This window comes from Ruegeria sp. SAZD011 (assembly GCF_059612545.1).
Genome location: NZ_JBXWQU010000009.1, coordinates 82088 through 107714, shown reverse-complemented (window position 1 = coordinate 107714; position 25627 = coordinate 82088). Strand labels below are relative to the sequence as shown.

Annotated in this window: 26 protein-coding genes; 12 read left to right on the top strand and 14 right to left on the bottom strand. The window is 64.6% G+C overall.

Translation table 11 applies throughout. The annotated features are described in order from the left end of the window. Nucleotide 1: 1 nt before the first annotated feature. The 3 genes from plsX to AC2FLM_RS01735 form a co-directional block, all read right to left on the bottom strand. A complete protein-coding gene (gene plsX / locus AC2FLM_RS01745; RefSeq protein ID WP_234145459.1) occupies nt 2-1117 on the bottom strand; it encodes a phosphate acyltransferase PlsX in 1116 nt (371 codons plus the stop codon). A 24-nt stretch (nt 1118-1141) separates the two neighbouring features. Next, the gene (gene rpmF / locus AC2FLM_RS01740; protein WP_011048200.1) at nt 1142-1348 is read right to left on the bottom strand and encodes a 50S ribosomal protein L32; all 207 of its coding nucleotides are present in this window, start codon (nt 1346-1348) and stop codon (nt 1142-1144) included. 208 nt (nt 1349-1556) lie between these two features. Then, nucleotides 1557-2096 carry a YceD family protein gene (locus tag AC2FLM_RS01735; RefSeq protein WP_234170943.1) on the bottom strand — a complete coding sequence of 180 codons (540 nt, stop codon included), beginning with the start codon at nt 2094-2096 and terminating at the stop codon, nt 1557-1559. 84 nt (nt 2097-2180) lie between these two features. Between AC2FLM_RS01735 and AC2FLM_RS01730 the strand changes: the two genes are divergently transcribed. From AC2FLM_RS01730 to AC2FLM_RS01720, 3 genes are all read left to right on the top strand, one after another. Further along, the gene (locus AC2FLM_RS01730; RefSeq protein ID WP_234145461.1) at nt 2181-2648 is read left to right on the top strand and encodes an outer membrane protein assembly factor BamE domain-containing protein; all 468 of its coding nucleotides are present in this window, start codon (nt 2181-2183) and stop codon (nt 2646-2648) included. Nucleotides 2649-2734: 86 nt separating this feature from the next. Next, a complete protein-coding gene (locus AC2FLM_RS01725) occupies nt 2735-3475 on the top strand; it encodes a GNAT family N-acyltransferase (RefSeq protein WP_234183900.1) in 741 nt (246 codons plus the stop codon). A gap of 80 nt (nt 3476-3555) precedes the next feature. Next, the gene (locus AC2FLM_RS01720; RefSeq protein ID WP_496855086.1) at nt 3556-5364 is read left to right on the top strand and encodes an ABC-F family ATP-binding cassette domain-containing protein; all 1809 of its coding nucleotides are present in this window, start codon (nt 3556-3558) and stop codon (nt 5362-5364) included. 21 nt (nt 5365-5385) lie between these two features. Here the strand turns inward: AC2FLM_RS01720 and AC2FLM_RS01715 are convergent, their stop codons facing one another. Both AC2FLM_RS01715 and AC2FLM_RS01710 read right to left on the bottom strand, forming a co-directional pair. After that, the gene (locus AC2FLM_RS01715; RefSeq protein ID WP_496855084.1) at nt 5386-6141 is read right to left on the bottom strand and encodes a 3-hydroxyacyl-CoA dehydrogenase; all 756 of its coding nucleotides are present in this window, start codon (nt 6139-6141) and stop codon (nt 5386-5388) included. 27 nt (nt 6142-6168) lie between these two features. Next, nucleotides 6169-7071 (bottom strand): GNAT family N-acetyltransferase, encoded by a 903-nt coding sequence (locus AC2FLM_RS01710; RefSeq protein ID WP_496855082.1) that lies wholly within the window; start codon nt 7069-7071, stop codon nt 6169-6171. 45 nt (nt 7072-7116) lie between these two features. On the opposite strand from AC2FLM_RS01710, the gene AC2FLM_RS01705 reads away from it, so the two are divergent. Next, the gene (locus tag AC2FLM_RS01705) at nt 7117-7239 is read left to right on the top strand and encodes a hypothetical protein (RefSeq protein WP_496855080.1); all 123 of its coding nucleotides are present in this window, start codon (nt 7117-7119) and stop codon (nt 7237-7239) included. A gap of 88 nt (nt 7240-7327) precedes the next feature. Here the strand turns inward: AC2FLM_RS01705 and tyrS are convergent, their stop codons facing one another. Further along, entirely contained in the window at nt 7328-8575 is a 1248-nt protein-coding gene (gene tyrS / locus AC2FLM_RS01700) for a tyrosine--tRNA ligase (protein WP_496855078.1), read from the bottom strand. A gap of 62 nt (nt 8576-8637) precedes the next feature. On the opposite strand from tyrS, the gene AC2FLM_RS01695 reads away from it, so the two are divergent. After that, on the top strand, nt 8638-9750 hold the full coding sequence (locus tag AC2FLM_RS01695) for an anhydro-N-acetylmuramic acid kinase (RefSeq protein WP_496855076.1): 1113 nt from the start codon (nt 8638-8640) through the stop codon (nt 9748-9750). A 93-nt stretch (nt 9751-9843) separates the two neighbouring features. Here the strand turns inward: AC2FLM_RS01695 and AC2FLM_RS01690 are convergent, their stop codons facing one another. Next, the gene (locus AC2FLM_RS01690; protein WP_496855074.1) at nt 9844-10560 is read right to left on the bottom strand and encodes an endonuclease/exonuclease/phosphatase family protein; all 717 of its coding nucleotides are present in this window, start codon (nt 10558-10560) and stop codon (nt 9844-9846) included. A gap of 69 nt (nt 10561-10629) precedes the next feature. Between AC2FLM_RS01690 and AC2FLM_RS01685 the strand changes: the two genes are divergently transcribed. Next, entirely contained in the window at nt 10630-11535 is a 906-nt protein-coding gene (locus AC2FLM_RS01685) for a DMT family transporter (protein WP_496855072.1), read from the top strand. A gap of 90 nt (nt 11536-11625) precedes the next feature. Here AC2FLM_RS01685 and AC2FLM_RS01680 read toward each other — a convergent pair whose 3' ends face one another. Next, on the bottom strand, nt 11626-13044 hold the full coding sequence (locus tag AC2FLM_RS01680) for a protein adenylyltransferase SelO (RefSeq protein WP_496855070.1): 1419 nt from the start codon (nt 13042-13044) through the stop codon (nt 11626-11628). Nucleotides 13045-13109: 65 nt separating this feature from the next. Here AC2FLM_RS01680 and AC2FLM_RS01675 point away from each other — a divergent pair, with 65 nt between their 5' ends. After that, nucleotides 13110-13529 carry a cupin domain-containing protein gene (locus AC2FLM_RS01675; RefSeq protein ID WP_234218645.1) on the top strand — a complete coding sequence of 140 codons (420 nt, stop codon included), beginning with the start codon at nt 13110-13112 and terminating at the stop codon, nt 13527-13529. A 254-nt stretch (nt 13530-13783) separates the two neighbouring features. Here the strand turns inward: AC2FLM_RS01675 and AC2FLM_RS01670 are convergent, their stop codons facing one another. Continuing rightward, nucleotides 13784-14575 carry a LuxR C-terminal-related transcriptional regulator gene (locus tag AC2FLM_RS01670; RefSeq protein WP_496855218.1) on the bottom strand — a complete coding sequence of 264 codons (792 nt, stop codon included), beginning with the start codon at nt 14573-14575 and terminating at the stop codon, nt 13784-13786. Nucleotides 14576-14713: 138 nt separating this feature from the next. Here AC2FLM_RS01670 and AC2FLM_RS01665 point away from each other — a divergent pair, with 138 nt between their 5' ends. The 5 genes from AC2FLM_RS01665 to AC2FLM_RS01645 are packed head-to-tail and all read left to right on the top strand — an operon-like array spanning nt 14714 to nt 20278. Next, on the top strand, nt 14714-15787 hold the full coding sequence (locus AC2FLM_RS01665; RefSeq protein ID WP_496855068.1) for an ABC transporter ATP-binding protein: 1074 nt from the start codon (nt 14714-14716) through the stop codon (nt 15785-15787). 3 nt (nt 15788-15790) lie between these two features. Next, a complete protein-coding gene (locus AC2FLM_RS01660) occupies nt 15791-16702 on the top strand; it encodes an ABC transporter permease (protein ID WP_496827671.1) in 912 nt (303 codons plus the stop codon). Continuing rightward, nucleotides 16695-17498: an ABC transporter permease gene (locus AC2FLM_RS01655; protein WP_234140800.1), complete on the top strand. Its 804-nt coding sequence runs from the start codon at nt 16695-16697 to the stop codon at nt 17496-17498. Before AC2FLM_RS01660 ends, AC2FLM_RS01655 begins: the two co-directional genes overlap by 8 nt. A 21-nt stretch (nt 17499-17519) precedes the next feature. Further along, nucleotides 17520-18539, top strand: a complete 1020-nt coding sequence (locus AC2FLM_RS01650) for an ABC transporter substrate-binding protein (protein WP_234140802.1) — start codon at nt 17520-17522, stop codon at nt 18537-18539. A gap of 56 nt (nt 18540-18595) precedes the next feature. Then, entirely contained in the window at nt 18596-20278 is a 1683-nt protein-coding gene (locus AC2FLM_RS01645; protein ID WP_496855065.1) for an amidohydrolase, read from the top strand. A 58-nt stretch (nt 20279-20336) separates the two neighbouring features. Here AC2FLM_RS01645 and AC2FLM_RS01640 read toward each other — a convergent pair whose 3' ends face one another. The 5 genes from AC2FLM_RS01640 to AC2FLM_RS01620 all read right to left on the bottom strand — a co-directional run bounded on the left by AC2FLM_RS01640 (nt 20337) and on the right by AC2FLM_RS01620 (nt 25622). Beyond that, nucleotides 20337-21398, bottom strand: a complete 1062-nt coding sequence (locus tag AC2FLM_RS01640) for a quaternary amine ABC transporter ATP-binding protein (RefSeq protein WP_496855063.1) — start codon at nt 21396-21398, stop codon at nt 20337-20339. Nucleotides 21399-21409: 11 nt separating this feature from the next. Next, nucleotides 21410-22441 (bottom strand): ABC transporter permease, encoded by a 1032-nt coding sequence (locus AC2FLM_RS01635; RefSeq protein WP_496855061.1) that lies wholly within the window; start codon nt 22439-22441, stop codon nt 21410-21412. Nucleotides 22442-22554: 113 nt separating this feature from the next. After that, on the bottom strand, nt 22555-23529 hold the full coding sequence (locus AC2FLM_RS01630) for an ABC transporter substrate-binding protein (protein WP_496855059.1): 975 nt from the start codon (nt 23527-23529) through the stop codon (nt 22555-22557). A 229-nt stretch (nt 23530-23758) separates the two neighbouring features. Then, nucleotides 23759-24928: a M24 family metallopeptidase gene (locus AC2FLM_RS01625; RefSeq protein WP_496855057.1), complete on the bottom strand. Its 1170-nt coding sequence runs from the start codon at nt 24926-24928 to the stop codon at nt 23759-23761. Next, a complete protein-coding gene (locus tag AC2FLM_RS01620; protein ID WP_496855055.1) occupies nt 24921-25622 on the bottom strand; it encodes a GntR family transcriptional regulator in 702 nt (233 codons plus the stop codon). The genes AC2FLM_RS01625 and AC2FLM_RS01620 overlap by 8 nt, the downstream gene beginning before the upstream one ends. Nucleotides 25623-25627 lie beyond the last annotated feature (5 nt).

Sequence of the window (25627 nt, the reverse complement as noted above, 5' to 3'; positions counted from 1 at the left end):
TTTACCTGCTTTCTTGTTCTTCTGCCTGGGCCCCGGCTGGGGCTGGTTCATCTTGGGTAAGGGCGGCGGCGGATGCAACCCGGGCAGCCAGCCGCTCAGCAAAACCTGATTGCGCGAGAGTGAACGCAAGCTTGACCGCCGCCGAGATACCGGTGGCATCGGCGCTGCCATGCGACTTGATCACGGTACCGTTCAGCCCCAGGAATACGCCGCCATTCACGCGGCGCGGGTCGATCCGCTTGCTGAGCCGCTGGAGAGAAGTCACCGCGAGCAGCGAGGCCAGCCGCGACAGCGGCGAGTATTTGAAGGCCTCGCGCAACAGCGAGCCGATCATCCGCGCAGTGCCTTCGCCGGTCTTGATCGCCACATTGCCGGTGAACCCGTCCGTGACGATCACGTCACATCGTTTGCCGGGAATGTCGCTGCCTTCGACAAAGCCTACGAATTCGAAATTTGCGCGATCCGCGTAGTCCGCGATCAGCGCCTGCGCTTCTTTCAGCTCGGCCTTGCCCTTGTGCTCTTCGGTACCGACATTGAGCAGCCCGACACGGGGGCGGGGCAGGTTCATGCCGTTTCGCGCATAGGACGCGCCCATCAGCGCATATTGCAACAGGTCGCGGGCATCGGCGCGGATATCCGCGCCGGCATCGAGCAACACGTTGAACCCCTGCGGGTTGCCCGAGGGGAACAGAATCGCGATGGCCGGGCGGGTCACACCGGGCAGGCGCCGCAGCCGCAGCATGCTCAGCGCCATCAGCGCCCCGGTATTGCCGCAGCTGACGGCACCGGCGGCCTCGCCGTTGCGCACCGATTCCAGCGTCGACCACATCGAGGTGTTCTTACCGTTGCGCACGACCTGGCTGGGTTTGTCCTCCATCGTGACCACATCGGTGCAATCACGAAAAACGACGCGTCCGTCGAGAACGCGCCGCTTGGCGACCAGCTTTTTCAGCCCGTCTTCAGGGCCATGCAGAATGAACCCCACATGGGGGTTCTTCTTTGCCGATTTCGCAATGCCTGCCACCACGACCGAGGGACCCGCGTCCCCGCCCATGGCGTCAACCGAGATGATGATCTGTCCGGACGCATTGCCGGTCTGATCGGGCTGAGCCGTCATGCCGTGGCCTGCTCCAGATCGGGCTTAGGCCGCGTCTTCGTCCAGCTCGATCTCGTCGGCCTGAGCAACGACTTCGCGGTCGTCGTAATGGCCGCAGGCGGCGCAGACGTGGTGCGGGCGCTTCAGCTCGCCGCAATTGCCGCATTCGTTCGGGTTGGCAGCAACCAGGGCGTCATGCGCACGGCGCATGTTGCGACGCGATTTGGATACTTTGTTCTGTTGGACAGCCATTGTCTCAACCTTTGTCTTAACTGAGGGCCGCAGACAGCGCCGCAGGCCGGTTTCATTCTTCGTTTCCCAGAAGGCGTGACGAGCGTTTAGGCCGCGGCCCCCGCATTGTCCAACCCTAAATCCGATTGAGCGCGCGAAAATACTGCGATTCTCGCCACGTTCAAGGGGTTTTTCTGACCGCTCCCTATGGCAGGTTTCACCGCCCTTGTCATGAGTCTTTTTTGAGGGTTTCGCGCAGCGCGGCCAGCCCGGCAAAGGGGCGGGTTTCCTCGTCCGTCATCGCCTGTTTGCCCGGCTCGGTGAACACCGCCTGACCCAGATCGACGCCTTCCTTGCGGGGATAGGCGGGCAGATTCAGCGCGAGTGCCTCGCTCATTACGGCGTCCAGGTCGATGGTCGCGCGCAGCGGTTCGGCCTCGTCATCCTCGGTGGCCATTTCGGCCTCTTCCTCGTCCGGCTCGGTCCAATCGGCAAGAAACAGCCGGGTCAGCCGGGTGTCGATGCGGGTGGTGACCGGGTCCAGCGTGACGACGCAGGGCTGGATCACCGTGGCGCCCAGCTCGGCCTCAAGCCGCCAGTCCCGCTTGCCCTCGGCCCGGATCGTGCCGCTGAAGCGCAGCTTGCGCAGGCCGTCCAGGCCCAGATCCTGGGCGATCTCGGCCAGTCGGGCGGGGCCGGGGCGCAGGTCGAAGGCGGTAACGCTGTTTTGTGGCAGATCTGCGACCCGCAACACGGTTTCGTCGGACATTGGTGCGCTTTCGTCTGTTGAACCGGAGCAAAGGTTTCTGTAATCGGGATAAAAGGCGCGCAAGGCCAAGGCAAGGGGGCAGGAATGTCAAAGACCGCAGGGCTGCTGAAACCGGTGTTCCGCATCGTGGCTATCGGCCTCACCGTCGGTGCGCTGACCGCCTGTACCGCCATCTACCGCAATCACGGCTATGTGCCGACCGCCGAGGAGCTGGCCGCGATCCAGGTCGGCGTCGATACCCGTGACAGCGTGGTCGAGGCCGTCGGCACCCCCAGTTCCTCGGGCCTGCTGAATGAAAGCGGCTATTACTATGTCGCGACCCGCATGCGCCATTACGGCGCCCGTGCGCCGCAGGTCGTCTCGCGCGAACTGGTGGCGATCAGCTTTGACCAGCGCGGCGTGGTCCGCAATATCGAGCGCTACGGGCTGGAAGACGGTCGCGTCATCCCGCTGGAGCGGCGGGTGACCAGCTCCAGCGTCGAGGACAAGACCTTTATCCGCCAGCTGCTGGGCAACCTGGGCAATTTCAACCCCGCGAACGTGATCAACTGATCGGCAATACCTGTCACCCCGGCGTCACATCTTGTGTGCTAGGGGTCGGCCCACTAGGTTTGACCTGTTCAGTGGAGGGCCGCGTGATGCCGGATACCGTACTGTTGAGCAAAGGCCGCTATCGCGCGCGACTGGCGCAGGGGCCTGCGGATATCGCCGCGGCTCAGGCGCTGCGGACACGGGCCTTTCGTACCGCGACACCCGACCGGGATCGGTTCGACACTGTCTGCGACCACATTCTGGTCGAGGACATGCGACAGGGCGCTGCGCTGGTCTGCTGCTTTCGCATGCTGACGATGGAGGGCGGCGCCGAGATCGGGCGCAGCTATTCGGCGCAATTCTACGAGTTGGCGGGGCTGCAAAGCTTCGAGGGCCGCATGGTCGAGATGGGCCGGTTCTGCATTCATCCCGACCATCACGACGCCGATATCCTGCGGGTGGCCTGGGGGGCGATGACCGCTTTTGTCGACCGCACCGGGGTGCAGATGCTGTTTGGCTGCTCCTCGTTTGCCGGGACCGAGACGGCCGATTATCTTGATGCCTTCGCGATGCTGAAACACCGTCATCTGGCGCCCAAGCGCTGGCTGCCGCGGGTCAAGGCGCCCGACGTGTTCCGATTCGCCGCCCGCCTGCGGCGCAAGCCCGACGCCAAGAAGGCGATGCTGCGCATGCCGCCGCTGCTCAGGACCTATCTGCTGATGGGCGGCTGGGTCAGCGACCACGCGGTGGTGGACCGGCAGATGAACACGCTGCATGTGTTCACCGGGCTCGAGATCGGCGCGATCCCGCCCGCGCGCAAGCGGCTGTTGCGGGCAGTGGCGGGCTAGGCTCAGGATTAATGGATTCTGAGCCTGGAGGGCACACAAGGGGCGTTGACGCCATGCGGGGCGCGGTTTAGCTGGCGGGCATGGCACGTATTCCTCTGTTGCAGATGACCGGTATCTCGCTGACCTTCGGCGGCGAGCCGGTATTTTCCGATCTCGATCTGGTGGTTCAGCCGGGCGACCGCGTGGCGCTTGTCGGGCGCAACGGGTCGGGCAAATCCACACTGATGAAGGTGATGGCCGGGCTGGTCGAACCCGACGCGGGCGAGATCGTGATCCCGCCCGGCAAGTCGGTCGGATACATGGAGCAGGACCCGACCATGACCGGGTTTGCCACGCTGGGCGATTACGCCGCGAGCGGGCTGGAGCCGGGCGAGCTTTACAAGGTCGAGCGCGCCGGTGAGGGGCTGAAATTCGACCCCGCCCGCGCGGTCGAGACCGCTTCGGGCGGCGAGCGGCGCCGCGCCGCGCTGGCCAAGCTGATGGCCGAGGCGCCCGAGCTGATGTTGCTGGACGAGCCGACCAACCATCTGGATATCGAAGCGATCGGATGGCTTGAACGCGAGTTGTCGGCCACCCGCGCCGCCTTTGTGCTGATCTCGCACGACCGTGCGTTCCTGCGTGCATTGACGCGCGCAACCCTTTGGATCGACAGGGGAATCGTGCGCCGTCAAGAACGTGGCTTCGAGGATTTCGAGGCTTGGCGTGACAAGGTCTGGGAGGACGAGGACACCGCCCGCCACAAGTTGAACCGGCTGATCAAGTCCGAAAGCCGCTGGGCGGTCGAAGGCATCAGCGCCCGGCGCAAGCGCAACCAGGGCCGGGTGCGCGCGCTTCAGGCGTTGCGGGCCGAACGCGCCTCGCAGATCAAGCGTCAGGGCACGGCGGCGATGTCGCTGGATGCGGGTCCGAAATCGGGCCGCAAGGTGATCGAGGCGCAGGGCCTGACCAAGGCGTTCGATGGCAAGCCCATCCTGCGCGGGCTAGACCTGACCGTGCTGCGCGGCGACCGGGTCGCCTTTGTCGGTCCCAATGGGGTGGGCAAGACCACCGTGCTCAAGATGTTGCTGGGTCAGGTCGAACCGGACAGCGGCACCGTGCGGCTGGGCACCAATCTGGAGATCGCGGTATTCGACCAGACCCGCGCCCAGCTCGACCCCGAGATGAGCCTGTGGGACAGCCTGACCAGCGACCCCGAGATGCGCGTGTCGGGCAAGGCCGATCAGGTCATGGTACGCGGCCAGCCCAAACATGTGGTCGCCTATCTCAAGGATTTCCTGTTCGACGAACGCCAGGCGCGGGCGGCGGTGAAATCGCTATCGGGCGGTGAAAAGGCGCGGCTGTTGCTGGCGCGGCTGATGGCGAAACCCTCGAATGTGCTGGTGCTGGACGAACCGACCAACGACCTGGATGTGGAGACGCTCGACCTGTTGCAGGAAATTCTGGACGATTACGACGGCACTGTGCTGCTGGTCAGCCACGACCGCGATTTCCTCGACCGCGTCGCCACTACCACGGTTGCAATGGAGGGGGATGGCCGCGCCGTGGTCTATGCCGGAGGCTGGACGGACTATCGCGCGCAACGGGGCGAGGATACGCCGAAAGAAGACGTAAAATCAAAACTTTCTGCGCCAAAGGCAAAGCAAGAGGTGAAGCCGAAATCGGGCCTCACCTTCTCGGAAAAGCACCGGCTCGAGGCGCTGCCGGCCGAGATCGCCCGACTTGAAGCCGAGATTGCCAAGTTGCAGGAACTGATGGCCGACCCCGAGCTTTATACCCGCGAACCGATCAAGTTCCAGAAAGCGACCGAGGCTCTGGTGCAGCGGCAAGAGAAACTCTCTGCCGTCGAAGAGGAATGGCTGACTCTGGAAGAAAAGGCCGAGGCCGGGTAAGCCCGGCCACGGGCCAAAGGCTCAGCGCATCCGCAGGGCGCCGTCGAGGCGGATCACCTCGCCGTTGAGATAGCCCATCTCGACGATGAACCCGGCCAGACGGCCGTATTCGCGCGGGTCTCCCAGGCGGGCGGGATTCGGCACATCGGCGGCCAGACCAGCGCGCACCTCTTCAGGCAGGCCCATCAGCATCGGCGTCAGGAAGATGCCGGGTGCGATGGTCATCACCCGAATCCCGGTCGAGGCCAGATCGCGCGCCATCGGCAGGGTCATGCCCACAACGCCACCCTTGGAGGCGGAATAGGCCACCTGGCCCTTTTGCCCGTCAAAGGCCGCGACCGAGGCGGTGTTGATGATCACGCCGCGCGCGCCATCCGGTTCGGGGTCGTTCTTTGCCATCTCGACGGCGGCCAGGCGCGCGACGTTGAAACTGCCAACCAGATTGATGTCGATGGTGCGCTGGAAGGCGTCCAGGGGATGCGCGCCTTCCTTGCCCACCGTCTTGATACCATAGGCGATACCGGCGCAGTTCACCGCGGCGGTGATCTTGCCCATCTTCTCCATGGCGTGGGCGATGGCGGCGGTGACCGAGTCTTCGCTGGTCACGTCGGTCTGGGCGAAATGCCCGCCGATCTCGGCGGCGACCTTTTCACCGCGTTCGGCATCGCGGTCGAGGATAGTCACCTGCGCGCCGTTCTCGGCGAAATAGCGGGCGGTTGCCTCGCCCAGACCGGAGGCGCCGCCGGTGATCACGGCTGCGGTTGTGTCGAGTTGCATGGGCCTCTCCCTGATATGAACATATGTTCAATAATCCGGGGCGGGGGCGTCTGTCCAGCTTTGTTGCATGCGCCTGCGGTCGAGCCAGGCCAGCGGACGCAACGTTTTGCCCATCGGCGGCCACCAGGCCCAGGTACCGCCAAGGGGGCGCGTGCGGGCGCCGGTGCCCAGCTTGAACCGGGTCAGGCCGGGGGTCTGTTCGGTCTCCACCGGGCCGAGGTCAAGCCGGGTCGCGTCTTGGGCGGAGAGCCATGTCATCGCCTGCCACATCAGCAGGGTCTGGGCGCTGGCGGCCCGGCCCGTCGGGGTGCTGTGGCCGATGTGATAGCTGGCGGCTGTACCATGGCGCAGGATCAACAGGCCCGCGACGGGGGTTCCGCCCTGGCGGGCGGTGAACAGCTGCGCCGCGCCGGGATTGGCGCGCGCATAGGCCAGCGTCAGGGCGGTGGGCCAGTTGCGGTAGCCGCGCGCGCGCTGTTGCGCGGCCTCGGCGATGAGCAGCCAATGGGCGGGGTCCTGCGGCAGCGGGCCCTGTGTCACGCGCAGGCCCTGCCTGCGCGCATGGCGCAGGCGGTTGCGCCATTTCTGGTGCAGCCCCGCCATCAGATCGCCGGTGAGATCCAGTTCAGCCACATGGGCGGGGGTGATCAACGGCACCGCCCCCAGCCGATCGAGACCCGGGCAGGGTGTGTCCGGGTTCATCAGGATCAGGCTGCGGCGCAACCCGGCGCGGGCGAGCAGGCCGGGCAAGGCCCGAGGGGCAAGCCGGGCACGGCTGAGAAGGGCGATGGGCAGCCCGCCAATGCGCCGTGTCAGCACCAGTGTACCGTCATCCAGTCGCGCCGCCCGCTGGCCGCAAAGCGCCAGTGCGGCGGCGAATTCGGCGCTTTGCTGCAAGGGGGGCGCATCGGGGGCGGTGGTGTCGCACATGGCGCCATTAACCGGTTCGAAACCTAAGACCAGGTTAATGCGCGTATGAAACGGGTATTTGGCCAGAGGATCGCCGCCCCGAACCCGACGCGGGCGGCCGCCGCCCTGCTGGCGGCGATCCTGTCCGGCGTGCTGCTTTTGGGGTTGGGGGTCATGGCCCTGTTCTGAACCCGGTGGGGGCAAGGGGGCGCTGCCCCCTCGGCCCTTGCGGGCCTCACCCCCGGAGTATTTGGGGCGAAATGAAGGGGCGGTTGTTCTAGGCCAGCTGTACCAGCGCGTGGCGTTTCTTGCCGGCGCTGAGCTTGATCGGTTGGGTGAGGTCACCCGCCTCGATCATCAGACCCGCATCGGTCAGTGGCGCGTCATTCAGGCGGGCGCCATCCTCGGCGATGAGGCGCTTGGCCTCCTTGCCGGATTTGGCGAGGCCGGTCTTGACGATCAGCTGCACGATGGAGGCAGGCAGGTCGGCGGCGCCAAGGGTGAGCGTGGGCAGGTCGTCACCGATTCCGCCCTTTTCGAACACTTCACGGGCGGTGGCCTCGGCCGCCGCCGCCGCCTCGGCCCCGTGACAAAGGGCGGTGACCTCGTTGGCGAGGATCACCTTGGCGGCGTTGATCTCGGAACCCGCCAGCGCGCCCAGGCGGTCGCATTCGTCGACGGGCAGCTCGGTATAGAGTTTCAGGAACCGGCCCACATCGGCATCGGTGGTGTTGCGCCAGAACTGCCAGAATTCGTAAGGCGAGCGCATGTCGGGGTTGAGCCAGACGGCGCCGTCCTGGCTCTTGCCCATCTTCTTGCCGTCAGACGTGGTCAGCAGCGGCGAGGTGAGGCCATAGACCTCGTGGTCGATCACCCGGCGGGTCAGGTCGATGCCGTTGACGATATTGCCCCACTGGTCCGAGCCGCCCATTTGCAGGATACAGCCATAGCGGCGGTTCAACTCCATGAAATCATAGGCTTGCAGGATCATGTAGTTGAATTCGAGGAAGCTGAGCGATTGTTCCCGGTCGAGACGGGATTTCACGCTCTCGAACGACAGCATCCGGTTGACCGAGAAATGTCGCCCGATATCGCGCAGGAAATCGAGATAGTTCAGATCGGCCAGCCATTCATCGTTGTTGAGCATCAGTGCCGCGTTCTCGGTGCCACTGTCATAGTCGATATAGGCGGCGAATACCTTGCGGATCCCGGCGATATTCTCGTCGATCTGGGCGGGCGTCAGCAGCGGGCGTTCGTCGGCGCGAAAGGACGGATCGCCCACCTTGGTGGTGCCGCCGCCCATCAGCGTGATCGGCTTGTGCCCGGTTTTTTGCAGCCAGCGCAGCATCATGATCTGGATCAGGCTGCCCACGTGCAGCGATTTGGCGGTGGCGTCAAAGCCGATATAGCCGGGCTGGCATCCCTTGATCAGCGCCTCGTCGAGGCCCTGATAATCGGTGCAGTCGGCGAGAAAGCCGCGCTCCATCATCACCGCGATGAAATCCGATTTGGGATGGTAGGTCATGTCTTGCCTCGGGGTTGGATTGCGGGGCACTTATAGGCGGCAGTTGAACAAAGGAAAAGGCCATGAAGAGGGCCATCGGGCGAGTGGGGCCGGTCACGGCGCTGGGGGCGATGTCGGGCACGTCGCTGGACGGGGTCGATGCGGCGGTGGTCGAGACCGATGGTCTGGCGATTTTCGGATTCGGGCCGGTGGGGTATCGCGCCTATGCGCCCGAGGAGCGCGCTGTGCTGCGCGCTGGTCTCGGGCGCTGGAGCGGGCCCGAGGTCGAGGCGGCAGGCGATCTGGTGACGCAAGCCCATGTGCAGGCGCTGGCCGGGTTCGAGGGCGTCGATCTGGTGGGGTTTCACGGCCAGACCCTGGCGCATGAGCCGCGCGGGCGGGGTACATTGCAAGTTGGCGATGGCGCGGCTCTTGCCGCCGCCCTGGGGCGGCCGGTGGTCTGGGACTTCCGCAGCGACGATGTGCAACTGGGCGGAGAGGGCGCGCCTTTGGCGCCGTTCTTTCATTTTGCCTGCGCCAAGTGGATCGGTGCCAGCGAGCCCTTGTGTTTTCTGAACCTCGGTGGAGTGGGCAACCTGACCTATGTGGATCCGTCTTTTGACCGGCCCGAGACGCCCGGCGCGCTTTTGGCCTTTGACACCGGTCCGGCCAACGCACCGGTCAACGATCTGGTGCAGGTGCGGCTGGGCCTGCCGATGGACGAAGGCGGCGCGGTGGCGCGGGGCGGCACCGTGGAGACCGGCGCGCTGGAGCTTTTTCTGGCCGAGCCCTATTTTGCAAGAATGCCGCCCAAGTCGCTGGACCGAAACGATTTTTCCGAGATGATCGGGTTGGTGTCCGAACTCAGCGACAGCGATGCGGTGGCGACGCTGACAGGCATGTGTGCAGCGGCGGTGGCGCAGGGGATGGAACATTGCCCGCGTCCGCCTGCGCGGGTGCTGGTTACCGGCGGCGGGCGGCACAATCCGGTGCTGATGGAGATGCTGCAAGTGTCCCTGGATTGCGCCGTTGAACCGGTCGAAAGCGTCGGGCTTGATGGCGACATGCTCGAGGCGCAGGCCTTCGCCTATCTGGCGGTGCGGGTGGCGCGCGGCCTGCCGACCTCGTGCCCCGGCACCACTGGTGTGGGCGCGTTGGTGGGGGGCGGTATCGTCAGCCTGCCGGACGAGGCATGACGGGGTGCTGGTGCTGAAAAAATTCGTCGAATTTTTTCGCCCCCCGGTAAAAATGTCCGAGCAGAAAGAAGCCTGTGCGCCGTTTGAGGGCTGTCAGTCCGGACGCGTGAGATCGGCCCAGACCGGCAGGTGATCCGAGGCGATGGGGGCGGGACGCTCGGCAAAGACGCCATGCGCAACGGCACTCAGCTCCGCGCTGTGCGCGATCCGGTCCAAAGCCCCCAGCGGACGCGGCGCCGGAAAGCTGGGCCGGGCCGGAAGGAAGCGCAGCATCGGCGCCAGATGGTCCAGCACAGGCTGGCGCGACCATTCGTTGAAATCGCCGGCCCAAACCGTGGGCATCGGCGGCAACCGCTTCAGATCGTGGGCGAGGTGCACGATCTGGTCCCGGCGCGAGGCCGCGAGCAGGCCAAGATGCAGGCCCAGAACCCGCAGCGATCCGATTGGGGTATCGAACTCGACCCGCACCGCGCCGCGCGGCTCGAATCCCGGCAGGTCGTGATGGGCGCTCGAAAGCTGGGTGATGCCGGCGCCCTTCCAGATCACCGCATTGCCGTGCCAGCCCAGCGATCCGGCGCCGCCCAGGTCCACCACGTTCCAGCCGGCCTCCTCCAGCACGAAATGCGGCAGGGCGGCGGGACGCGGCGGCAGGCGTTTGTCGGCCTCTTGCAGCACGGCGATATCGGCGCCGAGCGCCCCCAGTACCTGAAGGATACGGCGCGGCTGGCGGCGCAGGTCGAGGCCCACGCATTTCTGGATGTTGTAGCTGGCAAGGCGCAGCGTCGGGGCTATCGTCATCGGTTGCGTCATGGATCCTGTCCCCCGTCATGCGGCAGCGCGCGGCGGGGCGCAAGGGCCGGATCGCGGGATTTGCTTGACATGTGCAGGACCCCGCCGTTCTGTGCCTGCATGGAACAGAAACGCCCCGTCGACGCGGCCGGAGCCGTGGCCCTTGTCGGCATTGCCGCGCTGTTGGCCTTCAACCAGGTGGTGATCAAGGTGACCGGCGGCGGATTTGGACCGGTTTTTCAGGCCGGGCTACGCTCGGCTGTCGCATTGGTCTTTGTGCTGGTATGGATGCTTGCCCGACGCAAACCGATGGCTTTTCCGCGCGCGGCCTTGATGGGCGCACTGATCACAGGCTTGCTCTTTACTATCGAGTTCATGGCGCTGTTTGCCGCGCTCGATCTGACGTCGGTCTCGCGGGTGTCGATCCTGTTCTATTCGATGCCGGTCTGGCTGGCGCTGGGCGGTCACTTTCTTTTGCCGGGCGAACGGCTGTCCGGAGCGCGGGTTCTGGGATTGGTGCTGGCCATGGGCGGGGTGGTGCTTGCGCTGCTCGAGCGCGATGCCGCGCATGTGAGCCTCTTGGGCGATGCGCTTGCTGTATTTGCTGCCATGTGCTGGGCCGGGATCGCGCTGGGAGTGCGGCTGACACCGATGGCCCGCGTCCCGGCGGAAATGCAGCTGACAAGCCAACTGGTGATCTCGGCGCCGCTGCTGCTGTTGCTTGCGCCGCTGACGGGTGAGAGCCTGCGCGCGCCCGAGCTTCTGCATTGGGCCGGGCTGCTGTTTCAGGCGGTTTGCGTGGTGGGACTCGGATTCGTGATTTGGTTCCGGCTGCTGGCCGTCTACCAGGCCAATGGCGTGGCCTCGTTCAGCTTTCTGTCACCGGTTCTGGCGGTGATCTTTGGCTTGCTGCTGTTGGACGAGCGGGTGGGCGCCGTGGTCTGGCTGGCACTTGCTCTTGTCGCGACAGGGATCGTGCTGATCAACCGGCGCTGAGGCGGAGCCGGGCCAGGGGGCGCTGCCCCCGCCTACAAAATTCGTCGAATTTTGTAGGCCCCCCCGGAGTATTTTGGGCGAAATGAAGGGTCAGGTGCCGCAGAACGTGGCCTGTACGACCTCGTTTTCCGCTGGTGGGCGGGTCAGGTCGATGTGATCCAGCTGATCCTCGTAAGGACGGGACAGCACGGTATGGAGCCTCTGGAACGGGGCATAGTCGCCGTTTACCGCCGCCGCGATCATCTGTTCGACCCGGTGATTGCGCGGGATGAAGGCGGGATTGGCGGTCCGCATCACAGAGTCGGGCGCTGCCTCTTGCCCAACGCGCTGCTGCCATTCCGTCGCCCAGCTATCATAGGCGGTCGGGTCGGTGAACTGGTCGCGCGCCCTCGGGCCGCCCAGGGCGCGAAACGTATTGGTGAAATCGGCCCGTTCGCGCGCCATGCGGGTGAGCAGGTCCGTCACCAGCGTCTTGTCGGCCTCGCCGGGTCGATCGATGCCGATCTTGGCGGCAAATACGCCAAGCCATTCGCGTTCCAGCAAGGCAGGCATGGCATGCACGATCGCGGTGGCCTCTTCGACGGCGGCCTCCTTGTCCTCGACCTGCTGGATCAGTGCGGTGGCCAGCTGTGCCAGGTTCCAGACCGCGATATCGGGCTGATTGGAATAGGCATAGCGCCCATAGCGGTCGATCGACGAATAGACCGTGTCTGGGTGATAGGTATCCATGAAGGCGCAGGGGCCATAATCGATGGTCTCGCCCGAGATAGTGCTGTTGTCGGTATTCATCACCCCGTGGATGAACCCCACCCCCATCCAGCGCGCGATCAGCCGCGCCTGCGCATCGCGGACGGCGGTCAGCAGGCCCATTGGCCCATCGGCATCCGGATAATGGCGGGCAATGGCATAGTCGGTCAGCCGTTTCAGGTGCCCGATCTCGCCCCGCGCGGCAAAGACCTGGAACGTGCCAACCCGCAGGTGGCTTTGCGCCACGCGGGTCAGCACTGCACCGGGCAGGGCCTGCTCGCGCCGAACTGTCTCGCCGGTTTCGACCGCCGCCAGTGCGCGGGTGGTGGGGATGCCGAGGGCCGCCATCGCCTCGCTCACCACATATTCGCGCAACACCGGGCCAAGCCAGGCCCGTCCGTCGCCCCCGCGCGAATAGGGCGTGCGCCCCGCACCTTTGAGCTGGATGTCGCGGCGGATGCCGTCACTGCCCAGCACCTCGCCCAACAGGATCGCGCGCCCGTCGCCCAGTTGCGGGTTGTAATTGCCGAACTGGTGCCCGGAATAAAGCTGCGCCAGCGGTTCGGCACCTTGCGGGACGGTGTTGCCGGCAAAGACCTGCGCCATCTCGGGCAGATCGCCCGGCGTGATGCCCAGCAGGCGTGCGAGATCGGTGTTGAATGCCACAAGGCGTGGTGCGCGGACCGGGTCGGGCACCTGCGCGGAAAAGAACCCGCCCGGCAGCCGGGCGTAACTGTTGTCGAAGGGGATCGCGATTGTCATGCGCCCAAGATATGCTGGACCGAGCGAAAGACCAGCCCCAAGCGAGAGAGCCGATGCCCGATCATATGACCGCCGAAGAGATCATCCGCCACCTCGAACTGGAACCCCATCCCGAAGGCGGCTGGTACCGGCAGACCTGGATTGCCGACAATCCGGGCCGCGCCAGCGGCACCTGCATCTATTTCCTGCTGAAATCGGGCGAACGCAGCCATTGGCACCGGGTCGACGCGACCGAGATCTGGCTCTGGCACGCGGGCGCGTCTCTGGTCCTGTCGATGAGCGCGACCGATACCGGCCCCGCCACCGATCACCTGTTGACGCCGGACCTGCGAGCGGGTGCGCCGCAACTGATCGTGCCGCCCGGCTGGTGGCAGGCCGCGCGCAGCACCGGCGAATACACGCTGGTCAGTTGCACCGTCTCACCCGGTTTCCGGTTCGAGGGGTTCGAACTGGCGCTGCCCGGCTTCGACATACCGCGTCGTTGACAGGCGGCGGTGTTGCTGTTCGTGGCAGGACATGCGGTTCTTGCTGTCTCCAAGGTGACATCCCCGCTCCGATGCCTTGCGACGCTGGCGCTCCTCCAAGTCCCCGCAGCACGAGGCGAGGTGCCGGGCGCAAGATGAAAAAACCCTGCTGGCTAACCGTTGATCATCGTAATGACGGTGAATGCGCTGGCAAAGCCTGTCCGGCCCCGCGGCCCGCGCGATTTCTGCCTGTTCCCGGCGGGACATACATGTCGTCACATCAGGTGCCTGAGCAGGCCGAAAAGCTCGCTTTGCGAGGAAATCGCCAGTTTGCGATAGAGGTTGCGGCGATGGACCTTGCTGGTCTCGCGGGCAATGTCCAGGGTCAGCGCCGCCGAGCCGTTGGAATGGCCCTGCATCACCAGCGCGGCAATCTGCGCCTCGCGTTTCGTAAGGCCGATTGCCAGCTTTTCCCGTGCATGCGAGCGGATCAGTTCGGCCAGCGACGGTGTTTCGACCGGCGTGCTTTCAGAGCGGCGCGGGTCGAGCAGGGTGACATGCTGGGTCAGCAGTTCCAGCAGGACCGGCGCGTGATGCTTCAGACATTGAAGCTCGCGCCGGCGATAGGGGCCCATCTCGTCGAACCGGCTGATGGACAGGTGCAGGCGGGTGCCCGAGGGCAGCGGAGCGAGCAGGCCCACCTCGTCGCACAGCCCGGTCTTGCGGTAATACTCCAGATAATACTCGCTGGAAAAGAAGCGGTCCGGCGCGATCTCCGGCAGCCGGTAGAGACCGCCACCGCGGGGCAGGTCGCGAAACTGAAAGAACGGGTCAAAGGCATAGGTGTTGTCGACATATTCCGTCAGCGCCGAACTGGGCAGCTTCTTGGCCATCAGCCAGGCGTCCAGCATCATCGGCGCCTTGCCGGGATCGAAGCGGAACATCAGAAAGGTTGCAAAAGGCATCCGCGCCCTGAACAACCGGCGATAGGCGGGAAAGAATGCGGGCGTGCCGACGGTGGCCATCGCCCGGCGCAAGCGCAGGATATCCCGTTCGGTCGGGTTCATCACGGTAAAAATACCTACATCGGGGGGAAAATCAGTCGAAAAATACCCCTAGTGGGGTATATCCCCGGGATATGTTTGGGGCAATCATCAAGTGAATGACGTATCCGTCAGGATGCCGCGACCAGATGGGGGGCGCATTTGACCAACGCGATCAGCGCACGTGCCTTGCGCAAGGTGTATCCGGGCAATCCGCCGGTCGAGGCCCTGAGCGGTGTCGAGATCGACATAGCCGACAACGAGTTTTTCACGCTGCTTGGCCCGTCGGGTTGCGGCAAGACGACGATCCTGCGGCTGATCGCGGGGTTCGAGCATCCGACCTCGGGCACGCTCGAGATGTTCGGGCAGAGCCTGCTGGACCTGCCGCCCTACAAGCGCCAGATCAACACCGTGTTCCAGAGCTATGCGCTGTTTCCGCACATGACGGTGGCCGAGAATATCGGTTTCGGGTTGGAGATGCTGGGCAGGCCCAAGGCCGAGATCAGCCAGACCGTGGGCGAGATGATGGAACTGGTGCAGATGTCGCATCTCGCCGACCGGCAGACCGGCCAGATCTCGGGCGGTCAACAACAGCGCGTTGCGCTGGCCCGGGCGCTGGCGCCCAAGCCCCGCGTGCTGCTTCTGGACGAGCCGCTGAGCGCGCTGGATTTCAAGCTGCGCAAGAACATGCAGCTTGAACTCAAGCGCCTTCAGACCGAGACCGGCATCACCTTCATCTTTGTCACCCATGACCAGGAAGAGGCGCTGACCATGTCGGACCGGATCGCGGTGATGTCCGATGGCGCCATCCGCCAGATCGGTTCCCCGCGCGAGATCTACGACCATCCCGCCGACCGGTTTGTCGCCGATTTCATCGGTGATACCAATTTCCTGTCAGCCGATGTGGTCGAGAACAGGGACGGTGCGGCAACGCTGAGACTGGGCTCGGGGCGCACCATTGCCGCCCGTGCCGCCCAAGGGGTCAACGGCCGTGTCACCATCGCGGTGCGCCCCGAACATGCCCGCCTGGGCACGCCCGCCGAAGGGCTGCTTGCGGGCGTGCTGAGCGATGCGGTCTATTTCGGCACCGACACCCATTTTCACGTGACCCTCGAAGACGGGACAACCTTTGTGCTGCGCCAGCAGAACAGCCCCGACAGCACGGCGGGATTTGCCACCGGTGATCCGGTGGGGGTGTGCTTTCCTGCCGAGGTCGCCCAGGTGCTGAGGGACTGAGCGATGGCGGAGATACCGGATATCACGGCACGCCGCGCGGCCCGCAACCGCTGGCTGCTGTTGATGCCGGCTTTGGCCATCCTGCTTCTGGCCGCCAGCGGACCCTTGCTGATCACGCTGGTCTATTCTTTTCTCAGCCCAGGGGATTATGGCGGCGTCGAATGGCAGCTCTCGTTCGATGCCTGGTTCAACGTCTTCATGCAGCGCGACATTTTCGATGACACGCTGGGATGGTCGGACGCGCATCTGAGCATCTTCTGGCGGTCGGTGAAACTGTCGGCGCTGACCACGCTGGCCTGTCTCGCCTTCGGCTTTCCCACCGCCTATTTCATTGCCACGCGCCCGAAAAAGCAGCGTGACCTGTGGATGCTGCTGATCATCATCCCGTTCTGGACCAACCTGCTGATCCGCACCTTTGCCATCCTCGAGCTGATCCGCAACGAAGGCACCGTGAACACCGTTCTGATCGCGCTGGGCATCATCGACGCGCCGATCCAGATGCTGTTCACCGAATTCTCGATCCTGCTGGGCATGGTCTATGTCTATCTGCCGCTGATGGTCCTGCCCATCTATGCCTCGATGGAACGGTTCGATTTCCGGCTGGTCGAGGCGGGCTATGACCTCTATGCGACCCGGCTCCAGGTGTTGCGCCGGGTGATCCTGCCGCTGGTCAAGCCGGGGGTGATCGCGGGGTCGATCCTTGTTTTCGTACCCTCGCTGGGCGCCTATGTGACGCCGCGCGTGATGGGCGGCGGCAACCAGTTGATGATCGGCAACCTGATCGAGCTGCAATTCGGGCAGGGCCGCAACTGGCCGCTGGGCGCGGCGCTGTCGATCACGCTGCTGGCGATCGTGATGGTGGCGCTGCTGGCCTATGTGCGCGCCGCCGGCAATGACGAGGCCCACCATGGCTGAGCGCGTCTTTGACATCCGCAAGCAGACCGGCTTCACCACCATCGCCTTTGCCTGTTTCGCGATGCTCTACATGCCGATCATCCTGTTGGTGGTCTATTCCTTCAACGCCGGCACCTCGATCGCCATCTGGGAGGGCTTCTCGTGGCGCTGGTACGCCTCGGCCTGGGAGAACGAGCAGGTACAGGAGGCGACGCTGCGCTCGCTGGTCGTCGCGCTCTGGGCCTCGGGCATTTCGACCACGGTTGCGGTGCTGGCCGCGCTGGCCACCACCCGCACGCGGCGGTTCCGGGGGCAGACGGCGGTGTTTGCCCTGATCAACCAGCCGCTGATGGTGCCCGAGATCGTGACCGCCGTGGCGCTGTTGATCTTTTTCGCGATGATCAAGGTCGCCACCGGCTATACCGGGCTGGCCTATCTGATCCTCGCGCATTCGGCCTTTTGCATCCCCTTTGCCTATCTGCCGATCCGGGCGCGGCTTCAGGGCATGGATCTGAGCCTGGAACAGGCCGCCGCCGATCTTTACGCCCCTCCGTTTCAGGTGTTCCGCCGGGTGACCCTGCCGCAGCTGTGGCCGGGTATCCTGGCGGGCGCCATGCTGGCCTTTGTCATCTCGCTGGATGACGTGGTGATCACCGAATTCGTGAAATCCGCCGGTCAGGACACGCTGCCCACCTATATGCTGGGCCAGCTGCGCCGCGTGGTGACGCCCGAGATCAACGCGATTTCCACCGCCCTTCTGGGCATCTCGATCACCATGGTGATCGCTTACACGCTGCTGAGCAAATTCAGAAAGTAAAACACCAAAGGGAGAGTACTGATGAAAAAGGCACTGACGGCACTGACCCTCGTTCTGGCCGGCCCCGCGCTGGCGGAGGGCGAGTTGAACATCTTCAACTGGGGCAACTACACCTCGCCCGAAATGATCGAGAAATTCGAGGCCGAGACCGGCATCAAGGTCACGATCACCGATTACGACAGCAACGACACCGCGCTGGCCAAGATCAAGGCGGGCGGGCACGGGTTCGACATCGTGGTGCCCTCGGGGACCTATATCCCGATCTTCGTGGGCGAGGGGCTGCTGATGGAAAGCAAGCCCAACCAGATGGAGAATTTCAAGCATATGGACCCGCAATGGGTCGATGTGGAATTCGATCCGGGCCGCAACTATACGGTTCCGTGGCAATGGGGCACGGTTGGCATCACCGTCAACACCTCGGTCTATGGTGGCGACATCAACACCGCCGCGCTGATCTTTGATCCGCCCGAAGAGCTGAAGGGCAAGATCAACGTGGTGCCCGAGATGAACGACGTCATGGGCCTGGCCATCCGCTATGCGGGCGGGGAGCAATGCACCGCCGACAAGGAAATCCTGAAAAAGGCGCGCGACATCCTGCAGGCGGCCAAGCCGCACTGGCTGTCGATGGATTACGGCAATATCGAGAAATACGCCAAGGGCGACCTGGCCGCTGGCGTGAACTGGAACGGCGCCTCGTTCCGGGCCCGCAACCAGAACCCCGATATCGCCTTTGGCTATCCGCAAGAGGGTTTCCCGGTCTGGATGGACAATGCCGCGATCCTGAGCGACGCCAAGAACGTGGAAGAGGCCAAGATCTTCCTCAACTTCATCATGGATCCGGAAAACGCGGCCATGCTGTCGGCCTTTGCCCGCTATGCCAACGGCATCAAGGGGTCCGAGGCCTATATGCCCGAGGACATGAAAACGGCCCCCGAAGTGGTGGTGCCCGACGCGCTGAAAGGTGCGGCCTTTGTGTCCAAGACCTGCCCGCCCGAGGCGACCAAGCTCTATACGGCGATCTGGACCGAGCTTCAGAAATAACCACCCTGCGGCTCCGTCCCCGGACGGGGCCGCTCTTTTTTTACCGGAGCCCGCCCATGCCCGCCGACATCATCATTCACAACGGATCGCTGATCACCTTTGACGAGGCCCAGCCGCAAGCACAGGCGCTGGCGATCCAGGGTGGCGTGATCGCCGCCGTCGGCAGCGATGCCGAGATCCTGGCGCTGGCCGGACCCGAGACCCGGCTGATCGACGCGCGGGGCGGTACCGTGCTGCCCGGCTTTATCGACAGCCACGTGCATCTCTTCGGCGGCTCGGTCGAGCTGGATTGCCTCAGCCTTTACGGGGTCAAGGGTCTGGACGCGATGCGCGCGGCCATTCAACCCTATGCACAGGCCAATCCCGATGACGCACTCGTCTTTTGCGTGATGGCCGACTACGGCATCCTCGGCACCGGCCACACCCTGACACGCCATGATCTGGACAGTATTCTGGCCGATCGCCCGCTGGCCATGTTCGCCCCCGATCACCACACCGTCTGGGCCAATACCGCCGCGCTCGAGGCGACCGGCCTGCTCCAGGGGGGCGAGGTCGATGCCGGTTCGCTCATCGTGATGGGTGAGGATGGTCTGGCCAATGGCGAGTTGCTGGAACCCGGTGCCTATGGCCCGATCCTGGGCCTGACCCGCCATGGCGGGCGCGAGATGCTGGGCCTGACCACCGGCAAGGACCCCGAGCCGCCCGCCACCCCCGAACAGCGCGCCCGCGACAAGGACGTGATCGCCCGCGGCCTGGCCCATTGCGCCGCGCAGGGTATCACCGGGCTGCACCTGATGGACGGCAACCGCTATCAGCTCGAACTGCTGACCGAGCTCGAGGCCGAGGGGCGGTTGCTTTGCCGCTGCGAAGTGCCGTTCCACATGAAAGGCACCGACCCGCTAGAGCGGATGACGGCCGAGGCGCCCGCCATGCGCGCCGCCTATCGCGGCGACAAGGTGCGCTGCAACCACCTGAAAATGTTCATCGACGGCGTGGTCGAAAGCGGCACCGCGCTGATGCTGCGGCCCTATCCGGGCGAGCTGGGCGCCAATGGCAATACCGGCGACGAGGTGTTTACCCAGGAGCATTTCACCGCCTGCTGTGTCGAGGCTGACCGGCTGGGCTTCCAGATCGCGGTGCATGCCATCGGCGACGCCGGGGTGCGGCGCACGATCGATGCGCTCGAAGCGGCCCGGCGTGCCAATGGCAGGCGCGACAGCCGCCACCGGATCGAACATATCGAGGTGATCCATCCCGACGACATCCCCCGGCTGGCGGAACTGGATATCGTCGCCTCGCTGCAACCGGGCCACGCGCCGCGAGGCCATATCTTCCCGCCCGGCGCGGTGGGGCAATACCTGCATCCCGACCAGATCGCGGGGGCCTATGCTTGGCAGACCATCCGCAAGACGGGGGCCCGGGTGGTGTTCTCGACCGACTGGCCGGTGATCCCGGTCGATGTGATGCCCAGCATCCGCGCCGCCATCGCGCCGCTCGATCTCGGTCCGGACTGGCCGGACCAGAGCCAGTCGCTGATGGATACTCTGGCCAGCTATACCCGCGACAATGCCTGGGTCGAGTTCAACGAGGACAGCAAGGGCAGGCTGCAAGCGGGCATGGTGGCCGATATTGCCGTGCTGAGCCACGACCTGACCGCGCTGGCCCCCGACGAGATCACTCAGGCCGCCGCGATGGTGACGATTATGGATGGCGCTGTCACCTATCGGCGCGAGGGCTGATCGCGCAAACGAACAGGGGCCGCCGCGTCCTGCCGCGACGGCCACCAGGCCCGACCCGTCAGTGTTTGCGCGCGCTCGCGTCCGAGGCGACGCGCGGAACCAGCGCCTTGACCAGATGGGTCATGTCGAGCGTTCCCACCGGGGTACCATCGTGCATCACCACATAGCGATGCGAGGTGTCGCCGCCGGAGCGGGCGATCATGCTTTCCAGCGTATCGTCATAGCCCACCTCGCCATGGGCGTCGGGCGGTACCGGCTGGCCGTCGAGCGGTGTCATGATCGAGCGGACCCGCAGCACGCGGGCCCGGTTGATGTCGCTGACGAAGTCCTCGATATACGGATCGTTCGGATTGAGCAGGATATGCTGCGGCTCTCCCTGCTGCACGACATAGCCGTCCTTGAGAATGACCAGGTGATCGGCCAGTTTCAGCGCCTCGTCCAGGTCATGGGTGATAAAGACGATGGTCTTGTGCAACTCCGTCTGCAATTCCAGCAGCAGGTCCTGCATGTCGGTGCGGATCAGCGGATCGAGCGCCGAGAACGCCTCGTCCATCAGCATGATGGGCGAGTTCGAGGTCAGCGCGCGCGCGATCCCGACCCGCTGCTGCATGCCGCCCGACAGCTGGTGCGGATAGTGGTTGCCATAGCCATGCAGCCCCACCCGATCCAGCCATTTGTCGGCCTCGACCAGATAGTCCCGCTTGGCCACGCCGCGCACCTTGAGCGTGGTGCCCGCGTTCTCGGCCACGGTCTTGTGCGGCAGCAGGGCGAATTTCTGGAACACCATCGACATGACTTCGCGGCGCAGGTTGCGCAGCTGTTCCTCGTCATAGGCCAGCACATCCTCGCCATCGACCCGCACCTCGCCCGAGGTGGGTTCGATCAGGCGGTTGAGGTGGCGGATCAGCGTCGACTTGCCCGAGCCCGACAGGCCCATGATCACGGTGATCTCGCCCTCGCGCATGTCGACATTGATGTCGCGCAGCCCCAGAACGTGGCGATGCTGTTTCAGCAGATCGGCCTTGGACATGCCGTCCAGCACATGTTTCAGCGCCGCTTTCGGATCGGCCCCGAAGATCTTGTAGAGGTTGCGGATCGAAACCTTGATATTGTCGCTCATTCCCGTGTCCCTCAGTGCTGTTGCGCGGCGTTGACGCGGTTGAGCGCGGCCTTGGTGACCCGGTCGAGGATCACCGCCAGCAGCACGATGCCCAGGCCCGAAACAAGGCCGACACCCAGTTCAAGGTTGCGGATGCCGCGCAGGACCAGAACCCCCAGGCCGGGCGCCGAGACCAGCGAGGCGATGACGACCATGGCAAGGCTCATCATGATGGTCTGGTTCACCCCGGCCATGATATTGGGCAGGGCCAGCGGGATCTGCACGCCGAACAGCTTCTGCCGGTCGGTCATGCCGAAACTGTCGGCGGCCTCGATCACGTCCTTGTCCACCAGCCGGATCCCCAGATCGGTCAGGCGGATGACGGGAACGATGGCGTAAAGGATGATGGCGATGCCGTAGAGCTTGGGCTCGGTCACCGAAAAGAGAAAGATCAGCGGGATCAGATAGACGAAAGAGGGGAGCGTTTGCAGCATGTCCAATATCGGGATGGTCATGCGTTGCAGCCGATCGTTGCGTGACATGGCGATGCCGATGGGCACTCCGATCAGCACACAGAGAAAGGCGCAGACAAAGATGATCGCCAGCGTCTGCATGGCGTGGTCATAGTGGTCGACAAAGGCCAGGAACACCAGGCAGGCCATGACAAAGCCCACCAGCCGCATCGAGCGCGAGGCGAAATAGACCACCAACGCCAGCAGCGGCATCATGATCCACCAGGGCGTCGCCTCGAAAGTGGCCAGAGCGAATTCCAGCATCCAGCTCAGCGGCTGCGTCAGCGGGTCCAGCACGAAGCGCAGCGCGCCCTTGGCCGCCAGGAACGCGTCCTCGACCCCTTTGGTGACATCGCGTGACTTGGCAAAGGCGGCGCAGGCCTTGTTCAGTTCGTCCAGCGAGGGAAAGGGCAGATTGAACAGGGTGGTCTCGGTCTTGCCACCTGCCTTGGCCAGCAGATCGGCCATCGACAGCGTGGCTTCGCCGGATTTGCCAGCATCGCACCAGTCGCGCAAGCCAAGGCTGTTGAACAGAAAGTCATAGGTGGCCATGAGAACGAGCCCCTTTCACGGTTGTCTCGGACGGTTCCCGTCTGGTGCCGGGTGCGCGACGGCGGGTGTGGAAACCGCCGGGGCGCCAATGGCGGCCCGGCGGCAGTTCCAGATTACTTGATCAGGGCGGCCAGCTTTTCGCGGGCCGCGTCATTGACCCAGCCTGCCCAGATGTCCGAGTTGTTGCTCAGGAAATAGACCGCCGCCTCTTCGGCCGAGGCGCCGTTGTCGTCTTTCCAGGCCAGCACGGCGTTCATGACGTCGATGTCAAAGCTGAGATTGCGCATCAGCTCGGCCACGTCCGGCGCCCGTTCGGTCAGAGCTGCCGTCGCGACGGTCAGCACCGGCGCCGGCGGAAAGTCCGACACGCCCGGATTGGCATTCTCGGCCGACTGGTTGGCCAGATGCACATCCGTGTCGATATCGCCGATCGAGATCTGGGTCATCGGGTATTTGCCCAGAACCGCGGTGGGCGCCCAGTAATAGCCGAACCAGGGGGTCTTGTCCTCGTAGGCCGCCGCGATCGAGGTGGCCAGCGTCTCGCCCGAACCGTGATCGAAGATCTCCATCTTGTCGCGCATGCCCAGCGCGGTGATCAGGTTGTCGTTGACGATCCGGCAACCCCAGCCCACCGGACAGTTGTTGAACCGGCCACCGACCAATTCGGGGTTGGCCAGGATGTCGGCGACGGTCTTCAGCTCGGGATGCGCCTCGGCCAGGTACGAGGGAATCCACCAGCCTTCGAGGCCACCGGGATTGAACACCTCGGCCAGACGCTCGACCTTGCCTTCGGCTTCAAGCTTGAGATAGGGCTCGCCGGCCGAGTTCAGCCAAAGTTCGGTCACGATGTCGGGCTCGCCGTTCTCGGCAAGCGACGCGACCGAGGTCACGGTGGCCGAGGGCACCAGCTCGACCGTGCAGCCATAGCCCTGTTCCATCAGGAACTTGGCGGTATGCGTGATGATCTGGGACGAGGGCCAGTTCATTTCGGTCAGCGAGACCTCGCCACATTCGGCCCATGCGGCCGATGCCGTGGTCATGGCCGCGACGGCGATGACGCTTCTGGCCAGAGTGATGGGATTGTTCATGGTCTTCTCCTGTTGGTGATTTGTTTTTTGCCGTCCCTGGCCTTGTCCAAGTGCGGGTTTCGGGACGTTTACACCCGCACCGAGGCTAGAGAGCGTGTCCTCTCAAAGCAATTTGAAACCTTTGAAAGAAATTTCAGAGTTTCTGAAGTTGTGTGATCGTCTCTCCAACCACCCGTCGTCGAGCGGGGCGCCGCGTGGCCGAATTGGGGATCGGATGCGGGCATGCGGGTCATTGTAAGATCACCAACTCGGGCGCGGCGCGGTTGGTCAGCAATCGGGCAGGCCCGTCGGTCACCACGATATTCTCTTCGTGTACCATCATCAGCCCGTCGCCGTAGCTGAGCGAGGGCTCGATGGTCAGGACCATGTTCTCTTGCAGCACGGTGGTGTCAAAGGCCGCGTGCGAGGGCTGTTCGGTCAGTTGCATGCCCAGCCCGTGGCCCAGCCGCCCGATATCGCCGCCGCTGTCATCCAACTCGGCGATGACGGCGGACATGGCCTGGAACAGGTCGCGGCACGTGGCGCCGGGGCGCGCGGCGTCGATCCCGGCCTGTGTGGCGCGCCACAGCACGTCATAGGCGCGGCGCGCGGCATCATCGGCACGGCCTATCGCCCAGTTGCGGTCGAAATCGCAGAAATACCCGTCCCAGGTACAGCCGGTATCCAGCATCAGTACGTCCCCCGCCCGCAGGGGCCGTTGCGAGGGCGGCGAGATCACATCCGCATAGCCGCCCTGATCGGCGGCGCCCACCACATAGGGCGCGTCATCCGCGCCCAACCCGATTGCCGCGCGGCGGAATTCGCGAAACACGGTGTCCAGCGGCATCCCCTCGGACACGAACTGTGGCACCGCTTCGAACGTGGCCGAGCCGATGGCGCAGATATGGGCCAGCTTCTCGATCTCGGCGGGGGTCTTGACCATGCGCAGCCCCTGCACCAGGCTGGTGGCATCGGCGATCTCGAGGCCGGGCAGGGCGGAGATCAGGCGTTCCCAATCGCCCAGCGGCATCCTGAGCAGCGTCTCATGCCCCTTCATGACGCCCAATCGCGCGCCGCGCGCGGCCAGCGGCGACAAAAGCTCGGTCAACAGGCTGATCCCGTCATCCTGTGGCCGCGGCGCGGGCCAGGTGCGCACATCGTCCAGCCAGCCGCGCCGCATCAGTTCGGCGCCGATCTCGGGGATCACCGCAATGGGCTTGCCGCTGGCGGGCACGAACAGGAACCAGGGCCGGGTTGGGCTCTGCCAGAACAACGTGTGAAAGCCGCTGAAATAGCGCAACTCGGGTTCGGTCATCAGCAGCAGACCGTCCAGCCCCTGTGCCGCCATCCTGTCTTGCGCCCGCGCCGTGCGGGCCTGAAATTCCGCGGGGGCGAAGCCGCGCATGGGACTGTCAGCCATGGGTAAAACCTCCGACAATGGCGCGGGCCGAAAACTCTGCCAGTTCACCGCGCCAGAACTGGCGACCGAAACAGAAAGGGCGCCCGGATGCGTCCCGGATCACCTGGGTCAGTTCGATCCCCGACTGGCTTTGCGCCAATCCCAGCAACTGGGTCTCTTCGGGATGGGCGCCGCGCATCCGGATCATGATATCTCCGGTATGCGCGACCAGATCGTACTGGCTGTCGAGCAGGCGGGTGGTGGATTGATGCAGGTCGTGGGACAGGAAATCGGGGCACCGTCCGGCATCGACATATTCGGTCTCGACAAAAATCGCGTGACCATCCTGACGGAACAGGCGGGTGTATTGATAGATCGGGGCGCCCGGTTCCAGTCCCAGCCGCGAGGCCAACGAAGCGTCTGCCTGGTCCAGCCGCGCCCGGATCACCTCGATCCCCAGCGCAGCGCCCCGGCGTTCGGCATCGGCGACGAAGCTGACCATGTTCGAAACGTCATAGCTGACACGTTTGGGCGTGACGAAACGCCCGCGGCGGTCCTCGCTATAGACCAGCCCCTCGGCCTCGAGCGCGTCGAGTGCGCGCCGTGCGGTCATCCGGCTGATGCCGGTTTCCTCGGCGATGCGGCGCTCCGAGGGCAACGCGGCATGTTCCGGCAGGGTGCCATCCGCAATGCGGCGCTTGATGTCCTGGACCACCTGCT

What these genes read in the sequence shown, in the direction of transcription:
- AC2FLM_RS01710 (WP_496855082.1), bottom strand. Translation starts at nt 7,071, where the DNA reads ATGTGCGACACCACCGCCCCCGATGCGCCCCCCTTGCAGCAAAGCGCC.
- AC2FLM_RS01720 (WP_496855086.1), top strand. Translation starts at nt 3,556, where the DNA reads ATGGCACGTATTCCTCTGTTGCAGATGACCGGTATCTCGCTGACCTTC.
- AC2FLM_RS01695 (WP_496855076.1), top strand. Translation starts at nt 8,638, where the DNA reads ATGAAGAGGGCCATCGGGCGAGTGGGGCCGGTCACGGCGCTGGGGGCG.
- AC2FLM_RS01705 (WP_496855080.1), top strand. Translation starts at nt 7,117, where the DNA reads ATGAAACGGGTATTTGGCCAGAGGATCGCCGCCCCGAACCCGACGCGG.
- plsX (WP_234145459.1), bottom strand. Translation starts at nt 1,117, where the DNA reads ATGACGGCTCAGCCCGATCAGACCGGCAATGCGTCCGGACAGATCATC.
- AC2FLM_RS01650 (WP_234140802.1), top strand. Translation starts at nt 17,520, where the DNA reads ATGAAAAAGGCACTGACGGCACTGACCCTCGTTCTGGCCGGCCCCGCG.
- AC2FLM_RS01645 (WP_496855065.1), top strand. Translation starts at nt 18,596, where the DNA reads ATGCCCGCCGACATCATCATTCACAACGGATCGCTGATCACCTTTGAC.
- AC2FLM_RS01735 (WP_234170943.1), bottom strand. Translation starts at nt 2,096, where the DNA reads ATGTCCGACGAAACCGTGTTGCGGGTCGCAGATCTGCCACAAAACAGC.
- AC2FLM_RS01640 (WP_496855063.1), bottom strand. Translation starts at nt 21,398, where the DNA reads ATGAGCGACAATATCAAGGTTTCGATCCGCAACCTCTACAAGATCTTC.
- AC2FLM_RS01635 (WP_496855061.1), bottom strand. Translation starts at nt 22,441, where the DNA reads ATGGCCACCTATGACTTTCTGTTCAACAGCCTTGGCTTGCGCGACTGG.
- AC2FLM_RS01660 (WP_496827671.1), top strand. Translation starts at nt 15,791, where the DNA reads ATGGCGGAGATACCGGATATCACGGCACGCCGCGCGGCCCGCAACCGC.
- AC2FLM_RS01685 (WP_496855072.1), top strand. Translation starts at nt 10,630, where the DNA reads ATGTGCAGGACCCCGCCGTTCTGTGCCTGCATGGAACAGAAACGCCCC.
- tyrS (WP_496855078.1), bottom strand. Translation starts at nt 8,575, where the DNA reads ATGACCTACCATCCCAAATCGGATTTCATCGCGGTGATGATGGAGCGC.
- AC2FLM_RS01630 (WP_496855059.1), bottom strand. Translation starts at nt 23,529, where the DNA reads ATGAACAATCCCATCACTCTGGCCAGAAGCGTCATCGCCGTCGCGGCC.
- AC2FLM_RS01715 (WP_496855084.1), bottom strand. Translation starts at nt 6,141, where the DNA reads ATGCAACTCGACACAACCGCAGCCGTGATCACCGGCGGCGCCTCCGGT.
- AC2FLM_RS01730 (WP_234145461.1), top strand. Translation starts at nt 2,181, where the DNA reads ATGTCAAAGACCGCAGGGCTGCTGAAACCGGTGTTCCGCATCGTGGCT.
- AC2FLM_RS01675 (WP_234218645.1), top strand. Translation starts at nt 13,110, where the DNA reads ATGACCGCCGAAGAGATCATCCGCCACCTCGAACTGGAACCCCATCCC.
- rpmF (WP_011048200.1), bottom strand. Translation starts at nt 1,348, where the DNA reads ATGGCTGTCCAACAGAACAAAGTATCCAAATCGCGTCGCAACATGCGC.
- AC2FLM_RS01690 (WP_496855074.1), bottom strand. Translation starts at nt 10,560, where the DNA reads ATGACGCAACCGATGACGATAGCCCCGACGCTGCGCCTTGCCAGCTAC.
- AC2FLM_RS01655 (WP_234140800.1), top strand. Translation starts at nt 16,695, where the DNA reads ATGGCTGAGCGCGTCTTTGACATCCGCAAGCAGACCGGCTTCACCACC.
- AC2FLM_RS01670 (WP_496855218.1), bottom strand. Translation starts at nt 14,575, where the DNA reads ATGAACCCGACCGAACGGGATATCCTGCGCTTGCGCCGGGCGATGGCC.
- AC2FLM_RS01725 (WP_234183900.1), top strand. Translation starts at nt 2,735, where the DNA reads ATGCCGGATACCGTACTGTTGAGCAAAGGCCGCTATCGCGCGCGACTG.
- AC2FLM_RS01680 (WP_496855070.1), bottom strand. Translation starts at nt 13,044, where the DNA reads ATGACAATCGCGATCCCCTTCGACAACAGTTACGCCCGGCTGCCGGGC.
- AC2FLM_RS01625 (WP_496855057.1), bottom strand. Translation starts at nt 24,928, where the DNA reads ATGGCTGACAGTCCCATGCGCGGCTTCGCCCCCGCGGAATTTCAGGCC.